This window comes from Empedobacter sp. UBA7252 (assembly GCF_002472765.1).
GTDB classification, from domain to species: domain Bacteria; phylum Bacteroidota; class Bacteroidia; order Flavobacteriales; family Weeksellaceae; genus Empedobacter; species Empedobacter falsenii_B.
Map to the genome: position 1 here is coordinate 1 of NZ_DKSQ01000017.1, position 26,560 is coordinate 26,560.

The 26,560-nt window shown below is 31.7% G+C and carries 23 protein-coding genes and 2 tRNA genes; 14 read left to right on the forward strand and 11 right to left on the reverse strand.

Annotation, left to right across the window (positions count from 1 at the left end):
- Positions 1–334 (forward strand): integrase core domain-containing protein (locus B2X73_RS03375; RefSeq protein WP_291095717.1); only part of this gene is annotated, 334 nt, incomplete at its 5' end.
- Positions 335–565: 231 nt separating this feature from the next.
- Here B2X73_RS03375 and B2X73_RS03380 read toward each other — a convergent pair.
- Positions 566–650 (reverse strand) — tRNA-Ser (locus B2X73_RS03380).
- 339 nt (positions 651–989) lie between these two features.
- On the opposite strand from B2X73_RS03380, the gene B2X73_RS03385 reads away from it, so the two are divergent.
- From B2X73_RS03385 to B2X73_RS03395, 3 genes are all read left to right on the forward strand, one after another.
- Positions 990–2,429, forward strand: coding sequence for a glyceraldehyde-3-phosphate dehydrogenase (locus B2X73_RS03385; RefSeq protein ID WP_286495940.1), 1,440 nt, complete (start codon positions 990–992; stop codon positions 2,427–2,429).
- Positions 2,430–2,610: 181 nt separating this feature from the next.
- Positions 2,611–5,610: a hypothetical protein gene (locus B2X73_RS03390; protein ID WP_291046416.1), complete on the forward strand. Its 3,000-nt coding sequence runs from the start codon at positions 2,611–2,613 to the stop codon at positions 5,608–5,610.
- Positions 5,611–5,636: 26 nt separating this feature from the next.
- Entirely contained in the window at positions 5,637–5,891 is a 255-nt protein-coding gene (locus B2X73_RS03395) for a hypothetical protein (RefSeq protein WP_180904914.1), read from the forward strand.
- A 48-nt stretch (positions 5,892–5,939) separates the two neighbouring features.
- On the opposite strand, the gene B2X73_RS03400 is transcribed toward B2X73_RS03395, so the two are convergent.
- Positions 5,940–6,968 (reverse strand): hypothetical protein, encoded by a 1,029-nt coding sequence (locus B2X73_RS03400; RefSeq protein ID WP_291064050.1) that lies wholly within the window; start codon positions 6,966–6,968, stop codon positions 5,940–5,942.
- Between the two features lie 104 nt (positions 6,969–7,072).
- Here B2X73_RS03400 and B2X73_RS03405 point away from each other — a divergent pair, with 104 nt between their 5' ends.
- Positions 7,073–8,584 (forward strand): carbon-nitrogen hydrolase family protein, encoded by a 1,512-nt coding sequence (locus B2X73_RS03405; RefSeq protein ID WP_219034775.1) that lies wholly within the window; start codon positions 7,073–7,075, stop codon positions 8,582–8,584.
- A gap of 172 nt (positions 8,585–8,756) precedes the next feature.
- Here B2X73_RS03405 and B2X73_RS03410 read toward each other — a convergent pair whose 3' ends face one another.
- Both B2X73_RS03410 and B2X73_RS03415 read right to left on the reverse strand, forming a co-directional pair.
- Positions 8,757–10,013 carry a DUF3748 domain-containing protein gene (locus B2X73_RS03410; RefSeq protein ID WP_291095719.1) on the reverse strand — a complete coding sequence of 419 codons (1,257 nt, stop codon included), beginning with the start codon at positions 10,011–10,013 and terminating at the stop codon, positions 8,757–8,759.
- A gap of 442 nt (positions 10,014–10,455) precedes the next feature.
- On the reverse strand, positions 10,456–10,968 hold the full coding sequence (locus tag B2X73_RS03415) for a gamma carbonic anhydrase family protein (protein ID WP_286495943.1): 513 nt from the start codon (positions 10,966–10,968) through the stop codon (positions 10,456–10,458).
- Between the two features lie 59 nt (positions 10,969–11,027).
- Here B2X73_RS03415 and B2X73_RS03420 point away from each other — a divergent pair, with 59 nt between their 5' ends.
- Positions 11,028–11,909, forward strand: a complete 882-nt coding sequence (locus tag B2X73_RS03420) for a NifU family protein (protein WP_291095721.1) — start codon at positions 11,028–11,030, stop codon at positions 11,907–11,909.
- A gap of 69 nt (positions 11,910–11,978) precedes the next feature.
- Here the strand turns inward: B2X73_RS03420 and B2X73_RS03425 are convergent, their stop codons facing one another.
- The 3 genes from B2X73_RS03425 to B2X73_RS03435 all read right to left on the reverse strand — a co-directional run bounded on the left by B2X73_RS03425 (position 11,979) and on the right by B2X73_RS03435 (position 14,477).
- Entirely contained in the window at positions 11,979–12,554 is a 576-nt protein-coding gene (locus B2X73_RS03425; protein WP_125348839.1) for a hypothetical protein, read from the reverse strand.
- A gap of 84 nt (positions 12,555–12,638) precedes the next feature.
- Complete coding sequence (locus tag B2X73_RS03430; protein ID WP_280049999.1) at positions 12,639–13,421, reverse strand: hypothetical protein; 783 nt, start codon at positions 13,419–13,421, stop codon at positions 12,639–12,641.
- A 36-nt stretch (positions 13,422–13,457) separates the two neighbouring features.
- Positions 13,458–14,477, reverse strand: a complete 1,020-nt coding sequence (locus tag B2X73_RS03435) for an isoaspartyl peptidase/L-asparaginase family protein (protein ID WP_286495944.1) — start codon at positions 14,475–14,477, stop codon at positions 13,458–13,460.
- 114 nt (positions 14,478–14,591) lie between these two features.
- Between B2X73_RS03435 and B2X73_RS03440 the strand changes: the two genes are divergently transcribed.
- From B2X73_RS03440 to B2X73_RS03460, 5 genes are all read left to right on the forward strand, one after another.
- On the forward strand, positions 14,592–15,626 hold the full coding sequence (locus B2X73_RS03440; protein WP_260509614.1) for an AI-2E family transporter: 1,035 nt from the start codon (positions 14,592–14,594) through the stop codon (positions 15,624–15,626).
- A 23-nt stretch (positions 15,627–15,649) separates the two neighbouring features.
- Positions 15,650–16,081, forward strand: a complete 432-nt coding sequence (locus B2X73_RS03445; RefSeq protein ID WP_052217929.1) for an acyl-CoA thioesterase — start codon at positions 15,650–15,652, stop codon at positions 16,079–16,081.
- Between the two features lie 93 nt (positions 16,082–16,174).
- The gene (locus B2X73_RS03450; RefSeq protein ID WP_038336593.1) at positions 16,175–16,660 is read left to right on the forward strand and encodes a SixA phosphatase family protein; all 486 of its coding nucleotides are present in this window, start codon (positions 16,175–16,177) and stop codon (positions 16,658–16,660) included.
- Positions 16,657–18,723, forward strand: a complete 2,067-nt coding sequence (gene ppk1, locus B2X73_RS03455; RefSeq protein ID WP_286495951.1) for a polyphosphate kinase 1 — start codon at positions 16,657–16,659, stop codon at positions 18,721–18,723. Before B2X73_RS03450 ends, ppk1 begins: the two co-directional genes overlap by 4 nt.
- Complete coding sequence (locus tag B2X73_RS03460) at positions 18,713–19,600, forward strand: Ppx/GppA phosphatase family protein (protein WP_219034770.1); 888 nt, start codon at positions 18,713–18,715, stop codon at positions 19,598–19,600. The genes ppk1 and B2X73_RS03460 overlap by 11 nt, the downstream gene beginning before the upstream one ends.
- Before the next feature lie 95 nt (positions 19,601–19,695).
- Here the strand turns inward: B2X73_RS03460 and B2X73_RS03465 are convergent.
- The 4 genes from B2X73_RS03465 to B2X73_RS03480 all read right to left on the reverse strand — a co-directional run bounded on the left by B2X73_RS03465 (position 19,696) and on the right by B2X73_RS03480 (position 23,340).
- Positions 19,696–19,780 (reverse strand) — tRNA-Ser (locus B2X73_RS03465).
- A 131-nt stretch (positions 19,781–19,911) separates the two neighbouring features.
- Complete coding sequence (locus B2X73_RS03470; protein ID WP_219034769.1) at positions 19,912–20,319, reverse strand: hypothetical protein; 408 nt, start codon at positions 20,317–20,319, stop codon at positions 19,912–19,914.
- 85 nt (positions 20,320–20,404) lie between these two features.
- On the reverse strand, positions 20,405–21,136 hold the full coding sequence (locus B2X73_RS03475; RefSeq protein WP_219034768.1) for a YebC/PmpR family DNA-binding transcriptional regulator: 732 nt from the start codon (positions 21,134–21,136) through the stop codon (positions 20,405–20,407).
- A 95-nt stretch (positions 21,137–21,231) separates the two neighbouring features.
- Positions 21,232–23,340 carry a M3 family metallopeptidase gene (locus B2X73_RS03480; protein ID WP_219034767.1) on the reverse strand — a complete coding sequence of 703 codons (2,109 nt, stop codon included), beginning with the start codon at positions 23,338–23,340 and terminating at the stop codon, positions 21,232–21,234.
- A 225-nt stretch (positions 23,341–23,565) separates the two neighbouring features.
- Between B2X73_RS03480 and B2X73_RS03485 the strand changes: the two genes are divergently transcribed.
- The 3 genes from B2X73_RS03485 to B2X73_RS03495 are packed head-to-tail and all read left to right on the forward strand — an operon-like array spanning position 23,566 to position 26,485.
- On the forward strand, positions 23,566–24,210 hold the full coding sequence (locus B2X73_RS03485; protein ID WP_115001319.1) for an NUDIX hydrolase: 645 nt from the start codon (positions 23,566–23,568) through the stop codon (positions 24,208–24,210).
- A 19-nt stretch (positions 24,211–24,229) separates the two neighbouring features.
- Positions 24,230–25,114, forward strand: a complete 885-nt coding sequence (locus B2X73_RS03490) for a lysophospholipid acyltransferase family protein (protein WP_038334575.1) — start codon at positions 24,230–24,232, stop codon at positions 25,112–25,114.
- An 18-nt stretch (positions 25,115–25,132) separates the two neighbouring features.
- Entirely contained in the window at positions 25,133–26,485 is a 1,353-nt protein-coding gene (locus B2X73_RS03495; RefSeq protein WP_115001321.1) for a UDP-N-acetylmuramate--L-alanine ligase, read from the forward strand.
- The last annotated feature ends 75 nt before the right edge of the window (positions 26,486–26,560 follow it).

The following is a 26,560-nucleotide window of genomic DNA, read 5'->3' on the forward strand; positions in this document are numbered from 1 at the left end:
AACTTTCGTTAGGATATCCAAAAAAGGTGATCCCTATGAAAATACAATGGCAGAAAGGGTTAATGGAATAATTAAAATGGAATTTAATTTATATGAAAGCACATTAGGTTTTGATCAGACAAAAATTAAAATTACTAATAGTATTAAAACTTATAATGAATTAAGACCACATACAAGTTGTGATTATTTAACTCCAAATGCTGCGCATTTGCAGTCAGAAAAATTAAAGAAAAGATGGAAAACTATAATAGAAGTTTTAATAATCAAAACTCCTTTGTATAGTAAATTTAGGATTAAGATCAATTGGTGTGTAACTATAACAGGATTTATTTAAAAACATGTATAGTTATTTTAGGACCGGGTCATTTGTTTATTCTAAAGCTAATACTTTACAGAAAAAAGAATTTGTAAACATAGTGTTCGACAGCAGTTTACACTATGAAAATGGGATTTATCAAATACCTACAATGATGGATTTATTTTCGAGTAACCATTTGAAAATAAAGGAAGAAAACTTTTTTATTTATACAAAAAAAGAGATTCTAAGTAATAGAATCCCTTTCAGCGGAGAGTGAGGGATTCGAACCCCCGGAGGTGTGACCCTCAACAGTTTTCAAGACTGCCGCATTCGACCACTCTGCCAACTCTCCAACACAGCGTTTATTGCCGTATTGCGAGTGCAAATATAGAACGCTTTTTCGAATTTGCAAATAAAAATTTTTAACAATTATTTTACGAAAACGTTTTCGTAAAATTCAATTCAATTTAAATTAAACAATAAAATAATGGTTAATAGCTACTTATTAGTATTCATAAAATTTAAAATTTCCTATTAAAAATTTATTTTTTTTCTATATTTTAGTATTTTCGTAGGAATAGTTGTGTTTTTATGACAATAATTAGTTTTTGTAAAAAAAATGTACGAAATCGTTATAATTGATTACTTTTGCCAAGAATTAAGTAAATAAACACAAATAAACATTTATTAAATGAACCACTCTTCTTATGATCAACAACTTGCATCTTTCAATGAAATGAGCAAAAAGGTTGTAGAATTCATTAAAATTGTTTCAGATTTATGGTATGATCAATCTGTTGAATTGGTAATTTTCCGTAATCAATTAGTTGATAAAAACGTTAGTGACATCGTAAATCTACATCAGTATGCTGAGGAATTTGTAGAAAAAAAGATTGCTATCGACGATACATTAGCGATTGCTAAAGCTATTTCTGAAGCTAAATTACCAGCTTCTAGACTTGATGTTGGAAAATTAGCTAAAGAATATATTTCTGGGAATTACGCTTCGGCAGAAGCTTTCGTTGAAGAGAAATTAGGTGCAAGCAAAAATGTAAAAAGTGTTGAACCAAAAGACGTTGTTTTATACGGTTTTGGTCGTATCGGACGTTTATTAGCTCGTGAGTTGGCTTCTCAAATGGGAAAAGGTCAACAATTAAGATTACGCGCTGTTGTAACACGTGATAAAAACGATCCTGTTTTGTTAGAAAAAAGAGCTTCTTTGTTACGTCATGATTCTGTTCATGGTGATTTTGACGGAAACGTTGTAGCTGATCACGAAAATAATGCTTTAATCATCAACGGAGTTTCTGTTTATATGATTTCTGCAGCTCAGCCAGAAGAAATTGATTATACTACTTACGGAATTAATAATGCTTTAATTATTGATAACACAGGTGTTTTTAAAGATGAAGAAGCGTTATCTCGTCATTTAAAATCTGTTGGTGCTGATAAAGTTTTATTAACAGCGCCAGGAAAAGGTGTTCCGAATATTGTTTACGGTGTTAATCATGAAGAATATAGCCCAGAAAATGTAAATATATTCTCAGCTGCTTCTTGTACAACAAATGCAATTACACCTATTTTGAAAGTTGTTGAAGATAATTTAGGTGTTGTAAAAGGGCATTTAGAAACAATTCATGCTTATACAAACGACCAAAATTTGGTTGATAATATGCACAAAAAATATCGTCGTGGACGTGCTGCTGCTTTGAATATGGTAATTACTGAAACTGGTGCTGGTAGTGCTGTAGCAAAAGCTTTACCAAGTTTAGCAGGTAAATTAACTTCGAATGCAATTCGTGTTCCTGTTCCAAATGGATCTTTGGTTGTCTTGAATTTAGAAGTTAGTAAAGATACTTCTGTAGAAGCGGTAAACAATTTGATGAAAGATGCTGCATTGAACGGAGAATTAGTTGAGCAAATTAAATTTTCGTTGAACAATGAATTGGTTTCTTCGGATATTGTTGGAACTTCTGCTCCGTCGATTTTCGATAGTAATGCGACAATTGTTTCTGCCGATGGTAAAAATGTTGTGATGTATGTTTGGTATGATAACGAATATGGATACAGTCACCAAGTAATGCGTTTAGCAAAACACATTGCAGGTGTTAGAAGATATACATACTATTAATAGTATTTTTTCCCTTTATTTAAAATTAATCCGTTAACATTTATTTGTTAGCGGATTTTTTTTGTAGGATATTCATTTAAAAATACTTAAGTAAATTTTATGTATTATTTTTGTTAATGTTATATTAATATTAGTTTAGAAAATTAACTTTTTTTAAAAAAAACTTAAAACAATTTATCGTATGAAAAAACTTTACTTTTTTAAATCATCCTTATTAACATTATTGTTATCAGGATTTGCTTTTGGACAGGGAACAGAAACTTTTGAGTCCCAAACAGCATTAAGTAGTTCTTATGCAACAGGATCATTTACTGGAGAAACAGGAGGAATTGTATGGAATTATACAAATGCAAGAAATGAAAGTACATATCCAATCACAAATAAAGGAATCCTATTTCAAGCTTCAGGAAATACATTAGAAACTACAATTTCTAATGGAATCGGAAAATTATCTTTTGATGTCAGAAAAGCTTTTACTGGAGGTTCAAATAATAGAAAGATTGAAGTATTAGTAGATAATGTAGTTGTTTACACTTCACCAACATTTGGAAAAGCACAAACGGATGCTACTATTCATTCATTTGAAGTAGAAATAAATAAGTCAGAGGCAGCTGTTATTACATTTAGAAATGCAGGACCACAACTTACTTTAGATAATATTTCTTGGACTGCCGCTGGAATAGCAACGGAAAAACCAGTTGTGTCTCCACGAACAATTACAGGAACTTATGGTGTATTATTGCCTGATGGAGCTGTGACAGCAACTAATAATCCTACCTTTTGGACTCAAACAGGTATTTTACCTTTAGGAATTACATTTGATAATGGCGTTTTCTCAGGTACACCTGAACAAGCAGGAACATTTACAGCACAGGTAGCAGCCACAAATCAATATGGAACTTCTGATCCGGCTACTATAACTTTTGAAATTGCAAAAGCAAACCAAACAGTAGATTATAACTTTGAAGCTTTAGTTCAAAACCAAGGAACCACTTTTTCTGGTTTACCATCACAAACAGATCAAGGGTTAAATATTGTGTATACTTCTGCTGATAATTCTATTGTTTCTATAAACGGAAATAGCTTATCATTTGATGGTATTGGTTCTACAACTATTAATGCAACTGCCGTTAGTAATAATAATTATAACGAATTTAGTACAACTTTTGATGTTTCAGTAACAGATCCTAATGCTACTTATTGTTTTGAGGAAACATTTGATGGTTTAAATGGTAATAATACAAGTACTGCAGGATCTAATAAGGCTTGGAATGGGAATTCTAATTTTCCTACTGTAGTTACTGTTTATCAAGCAGGAAATGCTATTAGGTTAGGTTCAAGTAATAACAAAGGGGGGATAACATCAAAAGTGTTAGATCAAATAGCTGGTAATGTAATAGTTTCTTTTGATGTAAAAGGTTGGACAGCAATTGAAGGAAGTGTCAATGTTACATTAGGTTCAGAAACTAAAAATGTTGTTTATACAGCGAAAATGGCAGATAATTTCGAAACACAAACTGTAAGTTTTGAAAACGTAGCTGCTGGTTCTACTTTAAAATTAGAAACATCGGCAAAAAGAGCATTTATTGACAATGTTAAAATTCAATGTTCAACAGCTGAAAACTCTACAACTTGGGACGGAACTGCATGGTCTAATGGAACGCCGGATCTTACAAAAGATGTAATCATCAAAGGTAAAGTAACAGTTGATACGCAATTAGAAGCTAAAACGTTTACAGTTTCAGATGCTGGAGGTTCAGTTGTCGTAAAGTCAGGTGCTCGTTTAATCGTTGATGGGAAGATCGACAATCAAGCTGGTCTTACAGGATTAGTTGTAGAAAATGGTGGTAATTTAATCCAAAATCAAAACGTTGCTAACTCAGGAGCAATTACAGTTAACCGCGATAGTAAATCGATGGTTCGTAATGATATGACGTTCTGGTCTTCTCCGGTTCAGCAGGAAGCATCGCAACAAACTATACGTTCATTCTCTCCGGAAACATTATACAATCGTTTTTGGACATATAATGAAACAACAGATGAATTTACTCAGATTTTAACTTCAGATACAGACTCAAAATTATTTGAACCAGGTAAAGGGGTTTCTATCCGTGTTAAAAACACTTTACCAACAGGGCAAAATACAATTCATAATGGTGCATTTTTAGGTGTTCCGTTCAATGGAGATATAACAGTTCCTGTTCAATTTACAGCAAATGGATACAATTTAGTTGGTAACCCTTATGCTTCTAACATTAATGTGGAAAAATTCTTATTAGCAAATGAGAATGTTAATTCATTATATTTCTGGACACATCAATTCCCTGTTGGTTCTTCAGAATATGCAAATAATTATGCCGCATTCAACGTTGTAGGTGGTGTTATTCCTGATTTGTCAAACATTTCTGTTGGACAAGGATTTATCGTAGGACTTTCTCAAGCTACACCTACAGTTAATTTTAACAATACAATGAGAACTTCGCAAGATGCATTTTTCTATAAAAATTCAATTGCAGAGAAAAACAGAATTTGGTTAAGTTTATCAAAAGAAAGTAAAACAATTAGCCAAATTTTATTAGCTTATATGGATGGAGCTACAAACGATGCGGATAATCAAATTGATGCAAAAGTGATGCAAAGAGGATCTTCAGCAATCTACTCATTGATTAATAATGAAGCATATGCAATCCAAGGACGCAGCTTACCTTTTAAAACTGATGATGTCGTAAAATTAGGTTTTGAAACTTTAGAGCAAGGAAATTACACAATCAATATAGAGAAAGCTGATGGGTTGTTTGAAAAAGGACAGATTGTTTATTTAAGAGATAAAGAGTTAAATCAAGTACATAACTTATCAGAATCAGCTTATTCATTCACTTCTAAAGCAGGAATATTTGATACTCGTTTTGAACTTGTGTATACAAATAAAACATTAGGTACAGATGAATTGTCAAAAGAAAATGTTATTGTTTATACTAAAAACAATACAATTGTAGTGGATGCAAAACAAAATAAAATTTCTTCGGTAGAGTTGTATGATATTCAAGGAAGAAAAATATTTGTGAAAAATAACATTCGTGCAAGTGTTTACCAAGTTGAATCTTCTGCAAAAGGAATTTTAGTTATAAAAGTTCTGACTGAAGACGGAAAAGTTAAGACTCAAAAAGTTGTAAACAAATAATTTAACATCTAATAAAATAGTACAATATGAAAAATATAAAACAAATTATCTTAGTTGCAGGAGTTTTGCATTGTTCAATAGGTCTATCTGCTCAAGAAAATAAGATTTCGTTCTTTGAATCAACTAATCAAAATGAAAGTTCTGCTAGACCAGGAACCGGTGGTGGTGGAACAGATGTTGAAGATGCTGATCCAGCACCAATCGATGATTATTTACCATTATTGGTAATAGGGGCAGGATTGGTTGCTTTACGTTTCAGAAAGCAGTTATTAAAAAACTAATTTCTATAAAAAAGAAAGCTTCTCAATTTTGAGAAGCTTTTATTGTTTTTATTCCAAACTGTTAATGATAGCTTTATGCAAAATTTCGCCCATAGTCTTACAATCTTCATAGGATTGGTCTTTATAAAACTTTGCGAAACCTTTTCGTAATTGTGCAACATTTTCTGGTTTAGAAATCGTGTCTTTTTTTATGATTTTCATTAAATCACGAAAACGTTTCGAACTATTCGAAATTCTTTTCGAAATCAAGGATTTTACTTCTTTTCGATATTGATCGACAGAATTTGGTTTCAAGCGATCATTGACTAAATCAACCATTACTCGATTCTCTTTAAAATATTGTGGTCGATAAATTTTTAAATTTCCTTCATAACATTGTTGATCGAAATCTATTGGTCGAATTCTATAGATAACTTGATCAAAATCGTGAATTGGAATCACCACATAATTATACGAACGCATATCACCCAAAAGACCTATAAAACAGCGTTCATTGAACTTTACAAACTCTTTTGCAATCTGATTTTTTTCTAAATCATTACATTTATCCAAATAATTTTTGATAAAAACATCTCCTGGAATTCCCAAAATATGCTCCTCAATCAATGTATTTTTGTAAACCAAAAAATTGATTCGGTGAGGAGATAAAATATCTTCTAATTCTAAACCATAAATACGCGAAGCATCTGCTTTTTTGATGTAAAAATTGGTGTAATTATCATTCAAAATATTACGAACCCGAATACGAAAAGGTTTCGAATTTCCGAACGTACAATAATCGATAGAATCAACAACAAGATAAGGCAAAGACTCCTCATCTCCGTCTGAATGTAAGTAAGTATAAATTCTGTTTAGACTATCTTGAATTTCCTGATGTTCCGAGTCGGTATAATAAACACCCAACCAATGCGTATCATTTCCTTCCTTATCTTCCAATGCTACACAACCCGAAAAACGCATCAAATCATCATATTCTACACTCGCTTTTGTTTTGCGATGATATTTCTCTAAATAATGATTTAATTCGTCACTCACAGGATAAATAGGCTTTCTAAACTCTATTTTTACATCTTTCATTTCATGCTTATTAGTCTATACGAAGATAGGTCTAAATTTATTTTTTAAAATTGTTTATTGGATTAATATTTGCTAAATTCAAACATAATCTAAATCTAAATAAAATGAATATTCAGGTCAGAAATTTGACTCTTGAAGATTATAGTGATTTGACTGAATCTACAAAAGAAGCCTATCACAATCAGCTTGGAACTTGGACTGTCGACGAAATTAAAGAATTATTAGCTATTTTTCCGCAAGGTCAACTTTGTGTTGAAGTGGATGGAAAAGTTGTTGCTTCGGCATTAAGTATTGTGGTTAATTCGAAAAAAACGAATATCGAATCGAATTATGATACGATAACATCTAATGGTAAATTTTTAAAACATGATCCAGAAGGTGATGTAATGTATGGAATTGAAGTTTTTGTTCATCCAAATTATCGTCAATTGCGCTTGGGAAGACGTTTATATGACGAACGTAAAGCGCTTTGTGAAGAAATGAATCTAAAATCAATTGTAGCTGGTGGACGTATTCCAAATTATCATAAATATTCGCAAGAATTATCTCCTAGACAATATATAGAAAAAGTAAAAAGTAAAGAAATTTATGATTCAACTTTAGCTTTTCAGATTTCGAATGATTTTAATGTTAAAAAAATCTTGAAAAATTATCTGAAAGATGATAAAGAATCCTTAGAATACGCCACTTTATTAGAATGGAATAATATCTATTACGAACCTGAATTGAAATCTAATTCACCGACAAAACGTACTATTCGTCTTGGTTTGGTGCAATGGCAAATGCGTTTATTTAATGGTTTACAAGATTTTTATGATCAAATTGAGTTTTTCGTAAGTGCGGTAAGCGATTATGGCTCTGATTTTATTATGTTTCCAGAATTTTTCAATTCGCCGTTGATGAGTCCATATAATCATTTGAAAGAGATTGAAGCGATGCATCAATTAGCAACGATGACGGACGATATTGTGAAGAAAATTCAAGAATTTGCAATTACATATAATGTCAATATTATTTCAGGATCTATGCCTCATCTAAAGGAAGGAAAACTATATAATACGTCATTTTTATGTCATCGTTCGGGGAAATTAGATTCGTATAGTAAAATACACATTACACCAAATGAGTTCAAATATTACGCATTGAATGGTGGCGATGAAATAAAAGTTTTTGATACCGACTGCGGAAAAGTAGGTTTACTAATTTGTTATGATGTCGAATTTCCTGAATTGAGCCGTATTTTAGCCGATCAAGGAATGGAAATTTTATTTGTTCCATTTATGACTGATACGCAAAATGGTTATACGCGAGTACGTAGTTGTGCGCAAGCTCGTGCAATAGAAAATGAGTGTTATGTGGCTATTGCAGGCTCTGTGGGAAATTTACCGCGTGTGAATAATATGGATATTCAATATTCACAATCGGCAGTTTTCACACCTTCAGATTTCTCTTTTCCAAACAATGGAGTTAAAGCAGAAGCAACTCCGAATACAGAAATGGTACTGATTTCTGATGTTGATCTTTATCTTCTAAAAGAGTTGCATGAGTATGGAACTGTAAAAACGATGAAAGACAGACGCAAGGATTTGTATGAAGTAAGACTAATAAAAACATAAAAAAAACCTCCAAATTGGAGGTTTTTTTTAGTTCTTATTCCCATTGGTTAGACTCGAATAAGAGCATAGACCTTAGGTTCGGTTAAGTATCTGTACTAAAATTAGAAATATTTTTTATAAGGGACAAATATTTTTTAGAAAACTTTGAACTTTAACATATTTCAATTTTGTTTTATAACTCTAATTCGAAGATTTGAATAAACTTTTCATTGAAATTATTTGAAACAAATTGATTAAAATAGATTTTTTTTCCATCGTTAGAAAAATGCGGAATTCCCGTTAATTCATTATTGATTTTTTGAACTTGATAGATTTGTTTAGATTTTTTTTCGGTTAAATCATTTAGATATATTTTATCGTTAACAAAATAAATAGCATATTTTCCGTTTGGTGAAAGATTGAATGGAGAGGTAATCGAATTTTCTAAAAAAGAATATTGAATAATTTCATTCGAAACTAAATTTACACCAAATAATTGCGTCTTATCAAATTCATCTTCCATCAAAAAATAGATGATTTTCCCATCAGGAGAAGAACGTAACCAATGTCTAAAATTACTAATTCCATGTTGAGTAAAAGTGATTCGTTTCTGCGAAATACAACTTGGCACATCTGGCAAAGTAGTTAAAGTTCCTTTTAAATTATCGTTTTCATCAAACCTTATTTCATTTGGAATTTCAGCAATAAAAATTTCCGTTTTCAAATTCCCTTTTTCATCACGCACATGTCCCTGAAATGCGATATTGTTTGTTGAGTTAATCCAACATTCATCAAAAGCTTTTTCGATTTCATCACTTCCATTTTTAGGATTTATCACTACTCTAGAAACGATAATCGAAAACATTTCACCAAAATTATTCTCTAATGTTTTATCAAAATCAACCTCAACTTTTTTGGGAAACATCATTCCAACCACTCGCTGATCTTTTATACTAGAATTGTGTTTGGATTCTTGTTCCAAGACATAATCGTTGTAAGTAAAACTAATCCAATTCTTCTCTTTTTGCCACGAATGCGAATGTGTTCCTCCACGCAAAGCACCATTTGTAAAGGTAAAATTTATATTTCGAGCATCCATAAAAATAGGCTGATTTGGAAATTCTAAATCAATTGCGACACCTGTCCTTCTTGTTGCCGAATACGGATTTGCTTGATTCGCATTTCGAATACCATGAATAAAAATAACTTTATTCTCAATTTGTGAAAAAGAGGCTGCACCTACTCCAGGACCAAACTCTGTTTGATTATTTGTTGTATAAATAATTTCGGATTCGTAAGTTCTCGTATGAAGTAAACAAATGGAAGAAGTTTCTCCAATTTTTGTATCATCATTTCGTCTATCAAAAACAAGATAATTACCATCAACCGATTGAATTTGACTATGATGAAGCGTATGTCCAAAATCATCATAAGTTAACTGCTTTACCATATCGTATTGTTTAATAATATTTTATTTACTTAATAAACATTTAACAAGCAACTAAAAACGTAATTATTTGATTACTAGAAACATTTCAACATTCTTTATAAAAATTTGTTACAAAACTGCATTTTATTTTTTTTGTCTGGATTAATTATGATTAATAATATACTTTTTTCAATGTTTTTATTTTCCTTAGTATAAGTTTTGTTAAACCTTAAACAACAAAGGTAATATTTAATGAAGATTTTGGAAAATCTACAACCAGAATTGATTCGCAATATGTTCCACAATCTGGAAATGATAACAACAATTGAATAGTTTTACCTCGTATAGACATGTTGTCAATGATATTATTTCTCCTTATCCAAAACAATTGCCTTTTTTGATGGTAAAGTTTGGAATTTCTGGAAGTAGAAAATAAAAGCTCAGTTACAGACTGAGCTTTCTTTTATTTATACCAACTACTATACATCAAATAATTATTGGCGATTCTTTCTATTTCGCCTTCTTTCAATTCTTTTGGAACATCTTTTATTTTTTTCGCTGGAATTCCAGCCCATAATTCTCCTTCTTTTACATGCGTTCCTTTGGTTAAAATTGCACCAGCAGCAATCAAAGAATTAGATTCAACAATGCAATCATCCATTACAATTGCGCCCATTCCAACCAAAACATTATCATGTATTGTACAACCATGTACAATAGCATTATGCCCTATCGAAACGTTATTTCCAATTGTTGTTGGCGATTTTTGATACGTCGCATGTATCGTTGCGTTATCCTGAATATTTACTTTATTCCCCATTTTGATATAATGTACATCTCCACGCACAACTGCTGAAAACCAAATTGAGCAATCATCTCCCATTTCTACCTCTCCTACAACCACAGCATTATCCGCTAAAAAGCAGTTTTCACCGAACTTTGGCGTATGCCCATTTAATTCTTTAATTATTGCCATAACAAAATCTATAATTCTAATGATAAAGATACATTTTTATAGCGTATTTTTGTAGAACTATGAGAGTATACGAAGAAATTACACCAAATAATAACGTGATGAAGTTCGTTTGTGACGAGACTTTAACACAAGGTGGCGTGGAATTCGATAAAGAATCTACAGCTACCGAATCTCCTTTAGCGCAAGTTTTATTGACTATACCATTTATTCAAAAAATATTTATCACAGCGAATTTTGTTGCGATAGAAAAAATAGATGCTGTTGATTGGGCTGATGTTACAGAAGATTTGAAAGAAATTATCAATGAACATTTAGAAGAAAATGCAATTTTAGCACCAATGAAAAAGGCTCCTATTTCTATTTATGCAGAAATGACGCCTAATCCTGCTGCGATGAAATTCGTTTCAAATTCTATGTTAGTGCCAGAAATCATCGAGATAAAATCGAGAGAAAAAGCTGCTGGAGTTCCATTAGCTGTTGCGATTTACAAAGAATATCCTTTTGTTGAAGAAGTTTTTATTGTTGATAATTATGTTTCTTTAACGAAAAACGAAACAGAAGATTGGTCACTTTGGGCGATGGATGTTCGTTCGTTTATTACGAATTATTTACAAGCTGGAGGTCCTGTTTTTGATGAATTTTATGAATTCACAACAGAAGCTCCTGAGCATGTTGTGGTAAAATCTGCTGAAGAGTTTTCTTCTGTTGAACAACAAATCAAAGCTATTTTAGACGAATATGTTCAACCAGCAGTTGCAAATGATGGTGGAAATATCGAATTAATTGAATTTGATGAAGAAACGAGAACAGCAAAAATGTTATTACAAGGTGCTTGTTCTGGTTGTCCGTCTTCTACAGCAACGCTTAAAAATGGTATCGAAGGTATTTTAAAACAAATGATGCCTGATGTTGTAGACAACGTTGAAGCTGTAAACGGATAAGATTAAACACATAGTATCAAAAAAATCCAACTCGTTTTGAGTTGGATTTTTTTATTTAATATCTCTCGATTATTCATCAAAAAAGTCGATAGAACGACGATAATTATAAAAAAATAACCTTCTGCGAGCTTCTAAATCATTGACACGAATCGACGAAACATCATCAATCTGAAAATACAAAGAGCCTTCGTCCGTTCCTTCCGAACCAATACATTTTAACTCGAAATCATCTTCAGTTAAATTCCGAATAAAACCTGCAAAACGACTATTGTTATTTAATTGAATACGTGATACATATTCGGTTTGATCATTTATTTCGCCTAAAATTTGACGAACCCAATTTTCTTCTGCTGTTGCATTAAATGTGATTGGATTTTCTTGATCCAAATCGGTGTGATGTTCTTTCAAATAATTGAGACATTTGCAGTAATCATCAACATCTATTCGACTAATTTTAAAATAAGGTTCGATTAAAATTCCATCTTTTTTACCATATTTCGAAATGTGTTGCATCGTAAAAAATTCGTCATTAAAATCTAAAATATATCCAGCCCAAAAATTATCTCCTTCGGGATCATTGTAAACGGCAATAATTGATTGATTTTCTTTTGAGTGTTGTAATATTTTATAGAAGTTAGAATTCATATTTCTTTGGGTTAAAAAGTCAAATTACGAATCTTTGTGGATAAAAAAAAGGTTCTTGATTATTTCAAAAACCTTTTCTTTCTATTAATTCGCTTTTCGGAAAATCGAAGCTTCATAACTTAATGATTGCCAATCTCCTTTTTGCAGATTATCTAATTTTATTTTTTTGTAGATATTTTCTTCTCCTGCAACTGTTATTGTAAATTGTGTACGATCTAAAATATTTTTTTCAGTAATTGTATAATTAATATCAAATTTCTTTTTTGTCAATTTCTCTACAATTGGTTTTAAATAAGCTATAGCAGCTTCAGAATTTTTGAATTGTTCGTTTTGTGGAAATTGCACATCAAAATATCCTTCGTATGTAAAATCTGGTTCTGTAATAATCAAATTATAAGGATCAGCAAACAAGGCTGGACGCTGTTTTTGGTATTCTTTTTCAGTTTTATATTGACGTTTTTCTTCTTTATAAATCAACGGATATTTATCAGCAAGAACAGCTAATTTATCGGTATCATAAGAATACGGAATTCCGTCATGAAAAACATTGTAGAAGGCAGGATTTACCAACCATTGATCGACAATTTTCTTATCTTTTACCATATAAATCATTACTCCATTATCTTGTGCTTGAAAAGTAGATGATTGATATCCATACTCCAAAATTGGTTTTCCTAATTGTATAGCCGCAGCATTTTCTAACATAAAATTAAACTTCTCATAAGCCTTTGTTTCATCGCTTAAAGGAGCCATTCCATATACTTTTGTCGAAGCATCTACATTTTTATCATTAATCATAGAGGTTACTTGCGCTGTTGCAAAATTTGCAAGAACAACAGTGGCTGTAAGTAAAATTTGTTTTATCATGTATTGTATATCTTTATTTTAAAATGTGTTCCAAATTTATTGATAAATTTCGATAGTTATCTTACCTGATTGTGTAATACTTCCGCGATACATTCCGGCAGTGTTAAAAGGAAAACTTGCTTGACCATTTTTATCTAAAATAATCATTCCGCCATCGCCTCCTAAATCACCAATTTTCTTAATAACTTCTTCACCAGCTTTTTTCGAAGAAAGTTTCTTGTAATTCATCAAAGCCGCAACATCATATGCCGCAACAGCTTTTATAAAATATTCGCCCCAACCCGTACTCGAAACACCAACTTCGCTATTTGCATACGTTCCAGCACCAATAATTGGCGAATCGCCTACTCGACCAAAACGTTTATTTGTCATTCCACCAGTCGAAGTTCCTGCCGAGATATGACCTTTATTATCCAAAGCAACTGCGCCTACAGTACCAAATTTTTCGTCAACAAAATTGAATGGAACATACGCTTGTGTTTTAGCATCATGGTCTAATTCCATTTTTTCTTTATCCTTTTCCAAAACTTTTTGAAGAGAATTCAAGCGTTCCTCAGTTTTAAAATAACTTGGATCAACAATTTCTAAACCTTGAGTTTGAGCAAATTCTTCTGCTCCTTTTCCAACCATCATCACATGAGCAGAATTTTGTAAAACAGCTTTTGCTGCTAAAATTGGATTTTTAATCGTTGTAACTCCAGCCACAGCACCTGCTTGCATTGTATTTCCAATCATCAACGAAGCGTCTAATTCATTTTTACCTTCATGCGTAAAAACCGCTCCTTTTCCTGCATTAAACAAAGGTGAATTTTCCATTACTTTTATGGCTTCTATCACTGCATTTTCACTTTCGCCACCTTGTTTGATGACTTCATAACCTTTTGTCAAAGATTCAGCTAAAGCATCTCGGTACGCTTTTTCCTTTTCGGGTGTCATATTTTTTTTCAGAATTGTACCAGCACCACCATGAATTACCAAAACAACTTTGTCTTGTTTCGTTTGTGCATATGTAGAGATTGTCAAAACTGATAAGATTAAACCGACTATTTTTTTCATGTGTAAAATTTTATTCAACGTCTAAAAATAGAAAAGTTTATAGAAATTAACTATTTTTAGCATTGAATTTGATAACGAAATATCAACAACTGTTATTAAACAAATAAATTACCTATGAACTCTAATAAACACTATCTTTCTAACAATGTCTTGTTACAGTTAGCATTTATTGCAATAATACTTTTAGTTTTTGGATTAATTACCAAAAATCTTTTAGCATTTTTCCCTGGACTTCTCGGTGCTTTGTGTTTGTATGTTTTGCTTTTAAATCCTTTGCAATGGCTAGTAAAAGTAAAAAAATGGAACAAATTAGCAAGTGTAATTATCTTAATGATTAGTAGCGCGATTTTGATTATTGGACCTCTTTATTTATTAATTCAAATGTTAACGAATAAAGTAATGGTGCTATTAAATGACACAGCTCAAATTAAAACAGATGTCAATAAAATTATTCAAATGTTGCAAACCAAATTTCATATCGATGTGTTTAGTGCAACAAACATTGAAAAAATAACACAAGTTGGAGGTAAATTATTAGAAAAAACACTGAATGCTTCAATGGATATGACAGTTCAGTTGGGTGTTGCTTTCCTTATTTTGTATTTTATGTTGATGAACCATCAAAAACTTGAAAATTGGTTTTACAGAACAATTCCGCTTAAAACAAGTAATTTAGTCAAAATGAACAAAGATTTGAAAGATTTAGTTATTTCAAATGCTGTCGGAATGCCATTAACAGCCTTTCTACAAGCAATAATTGCCTACATTGGATATCTTATATTTGGTGTAGATGATGCGTTTACTTGGTTTATTTTAACCATTTTTGCTGCAATGTTGCCTGTCGTTGGTGCCGCACTTATTTATGTACCTCTTGGACTATTTTTACTTGCAAAAGGTGAAACTGGATCAGCGGTTGGATTATTAATTTATTGCTTTGTAATTGTTGGGCTTTCAGATAATTTAATCCGTTTAGTTTTACAAAAAAAAATGGCAGATGTTCATCCATTAATTACTATTTTTGGAGTAATCGTTGGTTTAAATCTATTCGGATTTATCGGAATTATATTTGGACCTATCTTATTTTCAGTATTCTTTTGGTTAGTCAAATTGTACAAATACGAATTTATTGATCCAAATCCTGAAGATTAATTATTATTAAAAACCAATTAAAAATGAGTATAGAAAACTTTAAATTCTTTAAACCTTTAGAACCACGTTGGAGCGATTTTGATCCAATTGGTCATGTAAATAATGTATTTTATTTCGAGTATTTCCAGATCGGTAGAGCCTATTATATGATGGCTTCGAGCAAAAAATGGCAATGGACGCGACACATGTTTGTCATTGCACATATGGAAGCGAGTTACCAAAAAGAATTACGTCCAAATGCGATAGAACCTCGTATTGGTGTACGAGTTACAAAATTAGGAAATAAGAGTTTCGATTTTGAATATATTGTCACAAGTAAAAGCGAAAATGGTGAAGATGTTATTCATTGTATCGGAAAAAGTACACAAGTAATGTACGATATGGAAGAGAAAAAATCGATGGAATTGCCAGATTGGGTAAAAAATGATTTTAAGAATTACGAAGGTAATCTTTAGAAAATAATCCTAAAAAAAATACAACAGTAGTTAAGTCTTTTCATTAGATAATGATTAGATTTAACTACTTTTTCTTTTTAAACTCGTTGCGTTATGAAAAATTTGTTTTTAATGCGTCATGCAAAAAGTAAATGGAACGAAAATGTTTCAGATCAATTTCGTTCTATCACAGAGATTGGTGAATTCAAAACGAAGAAAGTAGCAAATTATATTCATCAAAATTTTGAATTGAAATTTGATCAAATATTTTCGAGCAAAGCAGTTCGAGCAAAAGAAACTTCTCTACTTGTCAAACCTATTTTATTTCCTAATCAAACCATTCATATCGAAGATGATTTGTATACTTTTTCGCATTATTTATTAGACAAATGGATTAGAAATTTGGATAATGAATTGCAAAATGTTCTTATTTTTGGACATAATCCTGCGTTTACAGATATTACCAATCAGTTAGGAAATGAAATGATTTACAATCTTTCGACTTCTGGATTTGTCTGGATACAGTTTGATTCTGATAATTGGAAATCGATTCAAAAAGGAAAAACTATAAAAATAATTTTACCTAAAGAAATTAAATGAAAAAATATATAAACCGCGAAATCAGTTGGCTTTCTTTCAATGCGCGCGTGTTGCAAGAGGCTTCTGACGAAACAGTTCCGTTGTTAGAACGAATTCGTTTTTTAGGAATTTATTCGAACAATTTAGATGAATTTTATTCGGTTCGATATTCTACAATTTTGCGCTCGATACAGTTCAAAGATGTAGAAATTGTTTATCAAAATATTGTACCAGATCAAACGGACGAAGAATTGATCGATGAAATCAATGAAATTGTGCGTCAGCAGCGAGTCCAGTACGATGATTTGCATAATCAATTATTCAAAGAATTAGAGAATCACAATATTTTTGTGATAGATGATACATCGATTCCTGAGAATTATTTAGAATTTATTTCCGAATATTTTTACAACGAATTTATTCATACGGTTGGAGTTTTTATTTTAGATGATATTAAAAAAGCACCGCCTTTACGCGATGGATCGTTCTATTTAGCGGTGAAAATGCAATTAAAAGACAAAGTTCAATATGCACTTTTGATTGTTCCAACGCATTTATTTTCGCGTTTTATTGTGCTTCCAAAGTATGATCAAAATACGTATGTCATGTATTTGGAAGACATTATTCGTTTTCATTTGAAAGATATTTTCAAAATGTTTGATTTCGAAACAATTGAAGCACATTCCATCAAAATTACACGAGATAGCGAACTTGATTTTGATAACGATTTAGAACATAGTTTATTAGAAAAAGTCATCAATAGTTTAGAAAATCGTAAAAAAGGTGTTCCTGTCCGATTGGTTTATGATGCTGAAATTGCACCAGATACGTTGAAATTTTTCTTGAAAAAATTACGATTAGATGAATATGATAGTATCAATCCGGGTGGAAAATATCACAACAAACGAGATTTGATGAGCTTTCCAAGCTTTGACATTCCAAATTTAACGTACGAAAAAATAAAACCAATTATTCAGAAAAAACCTTTTGAATATAACAGTTATTTTCAGGCTTTTACGGAAAATGAGGAAATGATGATGGCGCCTTATCACGATTATTCTTTGTTGTTAAAATTTCTTCGAGAAGCTGCAATTGACCCTAAAGTAACCAAAATAAAAATTACAATTTATCGTGTTGCAAAGGATTCGCAAGTGATGCATTCGTTGATAAACGCAGCGATGAATGGAAAAGAAGTAACAGCTGTTTTGGAACTTCGTGCGCGATTTGATGAATCGAATAATGCGATGTGGTCGAAAAAATTGCAAGAAGCTGGTGTGAATGTTATTTTTGGGGTTCCGGGACTGAAAGTACATTCGAAAATTGGTTATATCGAACGTAAACCAGAAGGAATGTTGGCGCAGAAATATGTGTTTATTAGCACAGGAAATTTTCATGCAGGAACAGCAAAAATTTATACAGATTATACGTATTTCACAACCAATCCGGGAATAACAAAGGATGTTGAACAGATTTTTAAATTTTTCGGAGCTAATTATTTGAACTTAACGTACAATCATTTATTGGTTTCACCTTATGGAACACGTAAAAAAATTGTCAAGATGATTAAACGAGAAATCAAAAATCATCAAGCTGGTTTACCTGCGGAAATCAACATGAAACTAAACAGTTTAAGCGATAAACAAATCATTGATTTATTGTATAAAGCTTCTCAAAAAGGAGTAAAAGTCCGTTTGGTTGTGCGTGGAATTAATTGTTTGATTCCTGGAGTTAAAAATCTTTCCGAAAATATTGAATGTGTCAGCGTTATTGATAAATTTTTGGAACATCCGCGTGTGTATTGGTTTAAGAATGCAGGCGATGACAAAGTTTATATTTCCTCTGCAGATATGATGGAACGTAATTTGGATAATCGTGTGGAAGTAGCGTGTCCGATTTACGATCATAAATTCAAAAAAATAGTTATGGATACGTTTAATTTGAGTTTTGAAGATAACGTAAAAGGTCGCCAAATAATGGCTGAATCTTCTTTAGAATACAAACGAAACAATAAAAAACCAAACCGCTCTCAGTTTATGACCTATGAATATTTTAAAAAATTAAACGAACAAGAAAATGAAGATTAGAAAATTAGGAGCAATAGATATTGGATCTAACGCCATGCGATTGTTGATTAATTATGTTTACGAAGAAGAAGGTCGTGCGCCAATTTTTAATAAAACCAGTATTGTGAGAATGCCTATTCGTTTGGGACACGATGTTTTTATTGATGGACAAATTTCCGAAACAAATATAGATCGTATCTGCGATGCTATGTTGTCTTATGCATTGATGATGAAGGTTTATGATATTGAAATCTATAAAGCTTATGCAACTTCTGCCATGCGCGAAGCCAAAAATGGAAAAGATGTTGTAAAAAAGGTGATTAAAAAATCTGGAATTAACATCGAGATTATAGATGGAAAAACCGAAGCTGAATTACTTTTTAATACAGAATTAGGTGATTTTATACAAGACGAAAAAATCTATTTGTATGTAGATGTTGGTGGTGGTAGTACCGAATTAACATTATTAAAAGATAATAAGGTTTTTACGTCAAAATCTTTTGAAGTAGGAACTGTACGTTTGTTGGAAAATAAAGTTTCACCAAATACTTTTAACGAAATGAAACAATGGATTCACGAAAACATTGGTGATGATGAAGTCGAATTAATTGGTTCTGGTGGAAATATTAACCATGTATACAAATATTCAGGCGTAAAACTGGGAATGCCTTTGAGTAGTGTTTATGTCAAAAAACATTATCAAATTTTACAAACGATGACTGCTGAAGAACGTATGCAGAATTTCAATATGAAACCCGACCGTGCTGATGTAGTGGTTTATGCATTAGAAATTTATAGTAATGTACTAAAATGGTCGCATGCAAAGAAAATTCATGTTCCGAAAATTGGACTTTCGGACGGAATTATTCGAAAAGTATATAAAGATTTAGAAAAATAAATACTTCTATTATAAGGTCAGATTAATCTGGCCTTTTATTTTGATTAAAATTTTATAAAACAAAAAAAAGCTTGAACAAATGTTCAAGCTTTCAGCGGAGAGTGAGGGATTCGAACCCCCGGAGGTGTGACCCTCAACAGTTTTCAAGACTGCCGCATTCGACCACTCTGCCAACTCTCCAATAACGCAGTCTACTGCGGTATTGCGAGTGCAAATATAGAACGCTTTTTCGAATTTGCAAACCTTAATTTAAAGTTTTTTTAATACAAAAACATAGTTTATTCAGTATCAAATAAATATTTTAAAAAAAATTATACAATAACGACCAAAGCTATCTGAATAAGGAAACCAAGCGTAAAAAACAAAGCGGCAAACTTCAATAAAGTAAAACGAAAAGTTTCATTCAAGATTAATTTATTGACCAATGGTTTCGAGATTTTTTCGTCCAAAAGCTTTTCTACTTTTTTATAGAAAATCAATAATAAAATTATAATCATTATAACAACGACAAATACAAAAAAAGAACTCATCGAATGATAAAACATCACTCCCATCGCCATTCCTAATACAGCTAATATTAATTGTGGCAACTGATTAATTGCTTTCCGAATCATTTCTTCGGTTTTACTTAACCAATCAGCTCCAAGAATTTCTGGCGCAGCCATCCAAAATGCAAGAAATTGCAATATCAAACCAAGTAAAGTAAAAATTTTTATCATTCTCAAAAATTCAATTATAGTTAAAGATAAAAAAAACCGTTTAAAATAAATTAAACGGTTTTCATATTATTCTTTTCAAAAAAGATTATTCTTCCTCTTCTTCGTCTTCTTTCATCGTATGATAAACGTTATTTACGTCCTCATCTTCATCAAATTTCTCTAACAATTTTTCGATGTCAGCTTTTTGTTCTTCTGTTAATTCTTTTGTTGTTTGTGGAATTCTTTCAAATTCTGATGAAATAATTTCATATCCACTTTCTTCCAAAGATTTGAAGATTGTTCCGTAATTCTCAAAAGGTGCAATTAATACAATTCCATCTTCATCCTCAAAAATCTCCTCTACTCCAAAGTCAATCATTTCAAATTCTAATTCCTCTAAATCTAGATTTTCAGGTTTTTGAATCTTGAAATTACAGATATGATCAAACATAAATTCAACAGAACCTTGCGTTCCTAATTGTCCATTACATTTACTGAAATAAGAACGAACGTTAGCTACTGTACGATTGTTGTTATTTGTAGAAGTTTCAACTAAAACGGCAATTCCGTGAGGTCCATAACCTTCAAAAATAACTTCCTTATAGTTTTCTGTATTTTTATCAGATGCTTTTTTGATTGCGCGTTCGATATTATCTTTAGGCATATTTACAGCCTTCGCATTCTGAATTACCGCGCGAAGATGAGAATTTGAATGCGGATCAGGTCCTCCTGCTTTTACTGCCATTACGATATCCTTCCCAATTTTAGTAAACGCTTTAGACATTGCTGCCCAACGTTTTAATTTACGTCCTTTTCTAAATTCAAATGCTCTTCCCATTTATACTTGTTTTAATAGTTGCAAATTTATTCATAAAACGAAAAAAATCCAAGAACTATGTCTTGGATTTTTAAGTTGTTAATATTTTAGAATAATTATTTCAATCCGTGGTATTTCAACATTGGTTCAATTGAAGGATTTTTACCTCTAAAATTTTTGTAAATCACATTCAAATCATCCGAATTCCCTTGAGAAAATACTTTATCTCTCAAAATTTGACCATTTTTACGTGACATTCCTCCATTTTCTATTGTCCATTCGTAGGCATCATGGTCTAACATTTCTGCCCAGATATATGCAAAATATCCCGCTGCATATCCTCCACCAAAAATATGGCTAAAATAAGAAGAACGGTAACGAGGCGGAACTTGTGGTAAATTTGTTTTATTATCAATTAAGGCTTGTTTCTCAAAATCGTCTACGCTTGTGATTGTTTTATCGACAGAAACAGTGTGCCAAGATAAATCTAAAGCCGCAGCAGAAAGTAATTCTGTTAACGTATAACCTTTGTTAAAGTTAGATGCTTTTTTCATTTTTTCTACCAACACATCAGGAATCGCAGCTCCTGTTTGATAATGCTTTGCATAATTTTTTAGGATAGATGGCTCCGTTACATAATGCTCGTGAAATTGAGATGGAAACTCTACAAAATCTCTTGAAACATTTGTTCCAGATAAAGTTGGATATTTTTGATTCGCAAAGAAACCGTGCAATGCATGTCCAAATTCGTGGAAAGTTGTTACCACATCATCATACGAAATCAATGCAGGTTGACCATTTGCAGGTTTTGTGTAGTTTCCGACATTATAAATAACAGGTTTTGTGCCAAATAAGTGCGATTGCTCCACGATATTACTCATCCAAGCTCCCCCTTGTTTAGAATCTCTTTTGAAATAATCTGTATAAAATAATCCCAATTGCGAACCATCTTCATTAAACAATTCGTACACTTTTACATCTTCATGCCAAGTTGGTATATCTGTACGTTTTTTGAATGAAATTCCGTACAATTCTTTCGCCATAAAGAAAATTCCATTCTCTACAACTGAATCTAAAACGAAATAAGGTTTCATTTCATTTTCGTCGATATCATATTTCTCTTTACGAACTTTCTCCGCATAATAGTTCCAATCCGCAGCTGTTAATGTATTTGCTGGATTTTCTTTCTTCGCTAAGGCTTCAAATTCTTTTGCATCTTTTTGTGCCATTGCAGTTGCTGCCGGAATCATTTGATTTAAAATTCCTTTTGCTGCTGTAGGATTTTGCGCCATTTGATCTTGCAAATTCCATTCTGCATAATTTGCAAAACCTAATAATTTAGCTTTCTCCGCACGTTTTTTAACCAAAGTTAAAATTGTATAACGTGTATCATTTTCGTCTTTTTTCTCTGTTCTAATCCAAGCTGCATCAAATAATTTTTTTCTTGAAACTGCATTGGTCATATTTTGTAATTCAGGTTGTTGCGTTGTATTCAATAAACTGATTAAATATGTACCATCAGCTTGTTTGAAAGCCTCTAAATCAGCATCACTCAAACCAGCTAATTCTTCTTTCGTAAAAGTAACGCCACCAGATTTTGTTCCTTTTAATAATTGATTGGAGAATTTAGTTTCTAAAGAAGCGATTTCTCCATTCAATTTTTTCAATTCATCTTTTTGTGCAGCAGATAAATTTGCGCCAGCCAATTCAAATCGTTGATAATATACATCTAACAAACGAGATGACTCTTTATCTAAATTCAATGATTTTTTATTGTCATGTAAAGTTTTTACACGTTGAAATAATTTATCATTCAAATAAATGGCATCGCTATGAGCCGCAAATTTAGGCGACATTTCCTCCTCAACTGCTTGCAACGTTTCGTTTGTATTTGCTCCAGTCAATAATCCAAAAACATGATTAACTCGTGTTAATAATTGACCCGATTTTTCCATCTCAACTAATGTATTTTCGAAAGTTGGTGCTTCAGAATTATTCGCAATTTTATTGATTTCGACTAATTGTTCAGTCATTCCTTGCAACAAAGCAGGTTTGAAATCTTCGTTTTTAATTTTCGAAAAATCAGCAGTTTGATAAGGCAAAGTGCTCACTTCAAAAAAAGGATTTTTATCGTTCCACATACTATTTGTTGACTTTTCGCTACAAGAAGTGGTTAGGATTGACGATCCAACCATCATTCCGTAAAAAAGTTTTTTATTAAACATTTTTATAATTTTTAGACCTAACGAAGTTAAAACTTATAATGTTAAATTTCAAAAATATTCAATTTTTCATTCAAACAATGGGAAATATTTAAGCTAAATCTTAAAAGTTAAATAATTAATAAACCTTACCGAAAAGGTTGAATTTTCTTCAACGAAAATAATTATCTTTGAAAAAGAGTGAGGAAAAATTTCACTCTTTTTTATTACCCTAAAAATCAATCCATTTTGTATTTAGATTTAGAAGAATTAAAATATTTATTAGCTGAAAGTGTTGAAGAATTGCCAAGTTGGGAATCACACCAAAAGCTTTCACCTCCATATCGTCAAAAATTTGATTTAGAATATGTAAAACGTACCAATCCTAGAAGTGCGTCTGTGATGATTTTATTGTATCAAAACGAAGATGGAGAAGTTGAATTCCCAGTAACCATGCGTGTTTCTTACGAAGGAGCGCATTCGCATCAGTTTTCTTTGCCAGGTGGACAATTTGAAGAACAAGATATTAGTTTTGACGAAACTGCTATTCGCGAAACTATGGAAGAACTTGGTGTAGAGTACGAAAACATTGAGATTGTAAGACAATTGAGCGAAATGTATATTCCGCCAAGTAATTTCTTGGTTTATCCTTACATCGGAATTTATCATGGAGAACCACATTTCAATCCAGATGAGCGCGAAGTACAATACGTTGTTCCATTAAATTTGGAAGCTTTTTTGAATGCTGATTACGAAGTTTTTGAGAGAGAATTTTCTGGTCAAGTTGTCGAAATTCCTGGTTATAACATTGGTGATGATGAATTTCTTTGGGGCGCAACGGCAATGATTTTAGAAGAATTTAAAGATTATCTAAAAATCGTATTAAATTTGTAACTTAAACAATTAAGAACTCGTGTCTCAAAAAGCAAAGAAAAAGAACGCATTTCGCGATTCATTTGGACATTTATATTTCCTAAAAAGGACGTTAATTTTCTTATTAGGATCATTTACTTATAACCGTTACAATGGTTTTAATAAATTAAAAGTTAGCGGTACAAAAAACTTGGTTCATTTGCCAGCTCAAAATGTATTATTCGTTTCGAATCATCAAACTTATTTTGCTGATGTTTTCGCGATGTATCATGTATTTTGTAGTGTAAAAAATGGTTTTATTGATACCATCAAAAATCCAATTTATTTACTTAATCCTAAGATTGACTTTTATTACGTTGCCGCTGAAGAAACAATGAAAGATAATCTTTTGACGAAATTATTCGCCTACACAGGAGCGGTTACCGTAAAAAGAACGTGGCGTGCAAAAGGAGAAAATGTAAATAGAAAAGTAGATTTAAGCGAAATTAACAATATTGATATTGCGTTGCAAAGTGGTTGGGTAGTAACATTTCCGCAAGGGACTACAACTGCGTTTGCACCTGGTCGTCGTGGAACTGCACATTTAATCAAGAAAAATAAACCAATTGTAATTCCAGTTGTAATTGATGGTTTTCGTAGAGCTTTTGATAAAAAAGGTTTGCGTATTAAAAAACGTGGAATTAATGCGACAATGACATTCAAAGAGCCTTTGGAAATCGATTATGAAAATGATTCGAGTGATGCAATCATGAAAAAAATTATGAATGCAATTGAGCAAGCACCAGAATTTAATAAAGTTCGACCAATGGACGAAATTCTTGCTGAAAATAGTGAAAAATCATTGGATGATTATTTGAATGAAGACGACGAAGAGTTTGATGATTTCGAAGAAATGGGCTACGACGAAGAAAATAAAAAAGACTAAAAGAATACAACATACAAAATGAAAAAAGTTCATTTTATTGCAATTGGTGGAAGTGCAATGCACAATTTGGCGATTGCTTTGCACGAAAAAGGATATCAAGTAACAGGTTCTGACGACGCAATTTTCGAACCTTCGAAAACACGTTTGGACCAACGTAGAATTTTACCAGAAGAAATGGGTTGGTTTCCAGAAAAAATTACAACAGATTTAGATGCTGTGATTTTGGGAATGCATGCTCACGCTGATAATCCTGAAATGTTACGTGCTCAAGAATTAGGTTTAAAAATCTATTCATATCCAGAATATTTGTACGAACAATCAAAAGATAAAACGCGTGTTGTAATTGGTGGTTCGCATGGAAAAACGACAATTACATCAATGATTCTTCACGTTTTGCATTATCATAATATCGATGTTGATTATATGGTTGGTGCGCAATTGGATGGTTTTGATGTGATGGTAAAATTGACAGAAGACAACGAATTTATGATTATGGAAGGTGATGAATATTTATCATCTGCCTTAGATCGTCGTTCAAAATTCTTGTTGTATCAACCAAATATTGCGTTGATTTCAGGTATTGCTTGGGATCATATCAATGTTTTTCCAACGTTTGCAGATTACACTTCTCAATTCTCAAAATTCGTAGAATCTATCGTGAATGGAGGTGCTTTAATTTACAACGAAACAGACGAAGAAGTTGTTAAAGTGGTAGAAGAAACGGAGAAAGCAATCAAGAAATTCCCTTATCATTTACCAGAACATTTTATCGAAAATGGAATCACTTTTATCGAAACAGAAGATGGACCAATTCCGTTAGAAGTCTTTGGTAATCATAACTTGATGAATTTAGAAGGTGCTCGTGCAATTTGTAAACAATTAGGTGTAATGGATGATGATTTCAACGAAGCAATTCAATCATTCAAAGGAGCATCTAAACGTTTGGAATTAATTAATCGTACTTCTGATTTTGTTGCGTATAAAGATTTTGCCCATGCGCCAAGTAAAGTAACTTCAGTTACGAATGCAGTAAAAGAACAATATACAGATAAAACAGTTGTAGGATGTTTAGAAATCCACACCTATTCGTCTTTGAATCCTGAGTTTTTGGTGCAATACAAAGGTGCTTTAGACAAAACTGATATCAAAATTGTAATGTATAGCCCAGAAGCATTAGAAATAAAACGTATGGAAATGATTTCTCCAGAAGATATCAAAAAAGCCTTTGGAGATGATTCTATTTTGGTATTTACAAATGGTGAACAATTGCAAGATTATATCGAAAGTTTAGATAAAAAAGATAAAGTATTTTTGATGATGAGTTCAGGAAACTTCGGTGGAGTAAACTTGAATGAATTATTTAAAGCATAAAAAAATCACCTTTCAATAAAAGGTGATTTTCCACTTAAATATCTATAAAATATAGAAAAAGAGAACTTAATTTTT

What these genes read in the sequence shown, in the direction of transcription:
- B2X73_RS03385 (WP_286495940.1), top strand. Translation starts at nt 990, where the DNA reads ATGAACCACTCTTCTTATGATCAACAACTTGCATCTTTCAATGAAATG.
- B2X73_RS03390 (WP_291046416.1), top strand. Translation starts at nt 2,611, where the DNA reads ATGAAAAAACTTTACTTTTTTAAATCATCCTTATTAACATTATTGTTA.
- B2X73_RS03395 (WP_180904914.1), top strand. Translation starts at nt 5,637, where the DNA reads ATGAAAAATATAAAACAAATTATCTTAGTTGCAGGAGTTTTGCATTGT.
- B2X73_RS03400 (WP_291064050.1), bottom strand. Translation starts at nt 6,968, where the DNA reads ATGAAAGATGTAAAAATAGAGTTTAGAAAGCCTATTTATCCTGTGAGT.
- B2X73_RS03405 (WP_219034775.1), top strand. Translation starts at nt 7,073, where the DNA reads ATGAATATTCAGGTCAGAAATTTGACTCTTGAAGATTATAGTGATTTG.
- B2X73_RS03410 (WP_291095719.1), bottom strand. Translation starts at nt 10,013, where the DNA reads ATGGTAAAGCAGTTAACTTATGATGATTTTGGACATACGCTTCATCAT.
- B2X73_RS03415 (WP_286495943.1), bottom strand. Translation starts at nt 10,968, where the DNA reads ATGGCAATAATTAAAGAATTAAATGGGCATACGCCAAAGTTCGGTGAA.
- B2X73_RS03420 (WP_291095721.1), top strand. Translation starts at nt 11,028, where the DNA reads ATGAGAGTATACGAAGAAATTACACCAAATAATAACGTGATGAAGTTC.
- B2X73_RS03425 (WP_125348839.1), bottom strand. Translation starts at nt 12,554, where the DNA reads ATGAATTCTAACTTCTATAAAATATTACAACACTCAAAAGAAAATCAA.
- B2X73_RS03430 (WP_280049999.1), bottom strand. Translation starts at nt 13,421, where the DNA reads ATGATAAAACAAATTTTACTTACAGCCACTGTTGTTCTTGCAAATTTT.
- B2X73_RS03435 (WP_286495944.1), bottom strand. Translation starts at nt 14,477, where the DNA reads ATGAAAAAAATAGTCGGTTTAATCTTATCAGTTTTGACAATCTCTACA.
- B2X73_RS03440 (WP_260509614.1), top strand. Translation starts at nt 14,592, where the DNA reads ATGAACTCTAATAAACACTATCTTTCTAACAATGTCTTGTTACAGTTA.
- B2X73_RS03445 (WP_052217929.1), top strand. Translation starts at nt 15,650, where the DNA reads ATGAGTATAGAAAACTTTAAATTCTTTAAACCTTTAGAACCACGTTGG.
- B2X73_RS03450 (WP_038336593.1), top strand. Translation starts at nt 16,175, where the DNA reads ATGAAAAATTTGTTTTTAATGCGTCATGCAAAAAGTAAATGGAACGAA.
- ppk1 (WP_286495951.1), top strand. Translation starts at nt 16,657, where the DNA reads ATGAAAAAATATATAAACCGCGAAATCAGTTGGCTTTCTTTCAATGCG.
- B2X73_RS03460 (WP_219034770.1), top strand. Translation starts at nt 18,713, where the DNA reads ATGAAGATTAGAAAATTAGGAGCAATAGATATTGGATCTAACGCCATG.
- B2X73_RS03470 (WP_219034769.1), bottom strand. Translation starts at nt 20,319, where the DNA reads ATGATAAAAATTTTTACTTTACTTGGTTTGATATTGCAATTTCTTGCA.
- B2X73_RS03475 (WP_219034768.1), bottom strand. Translation starts at nt 21,136, where the DNA reads ATGGGAAGAGCATTTGAATTTAGAAAAGGACGTAAATTAAAACGTTGG.
- B2X73_RS03480 (WP_219034767.1), bottom strand. Translation starts at nt 23,340, where the DNA reads ATGTTTAATAAAAAACTTTTTTACGGAATGATGGTTGGATCGTCAATC.
- B2X73_RS03495 (WP_115001321.1), top strand. Translation starts at nt 25,133, where the DNA reads ATGAAAAAAGTTCATTTTATTGCAATTGGTGGAAGTGCAATGCACAAT.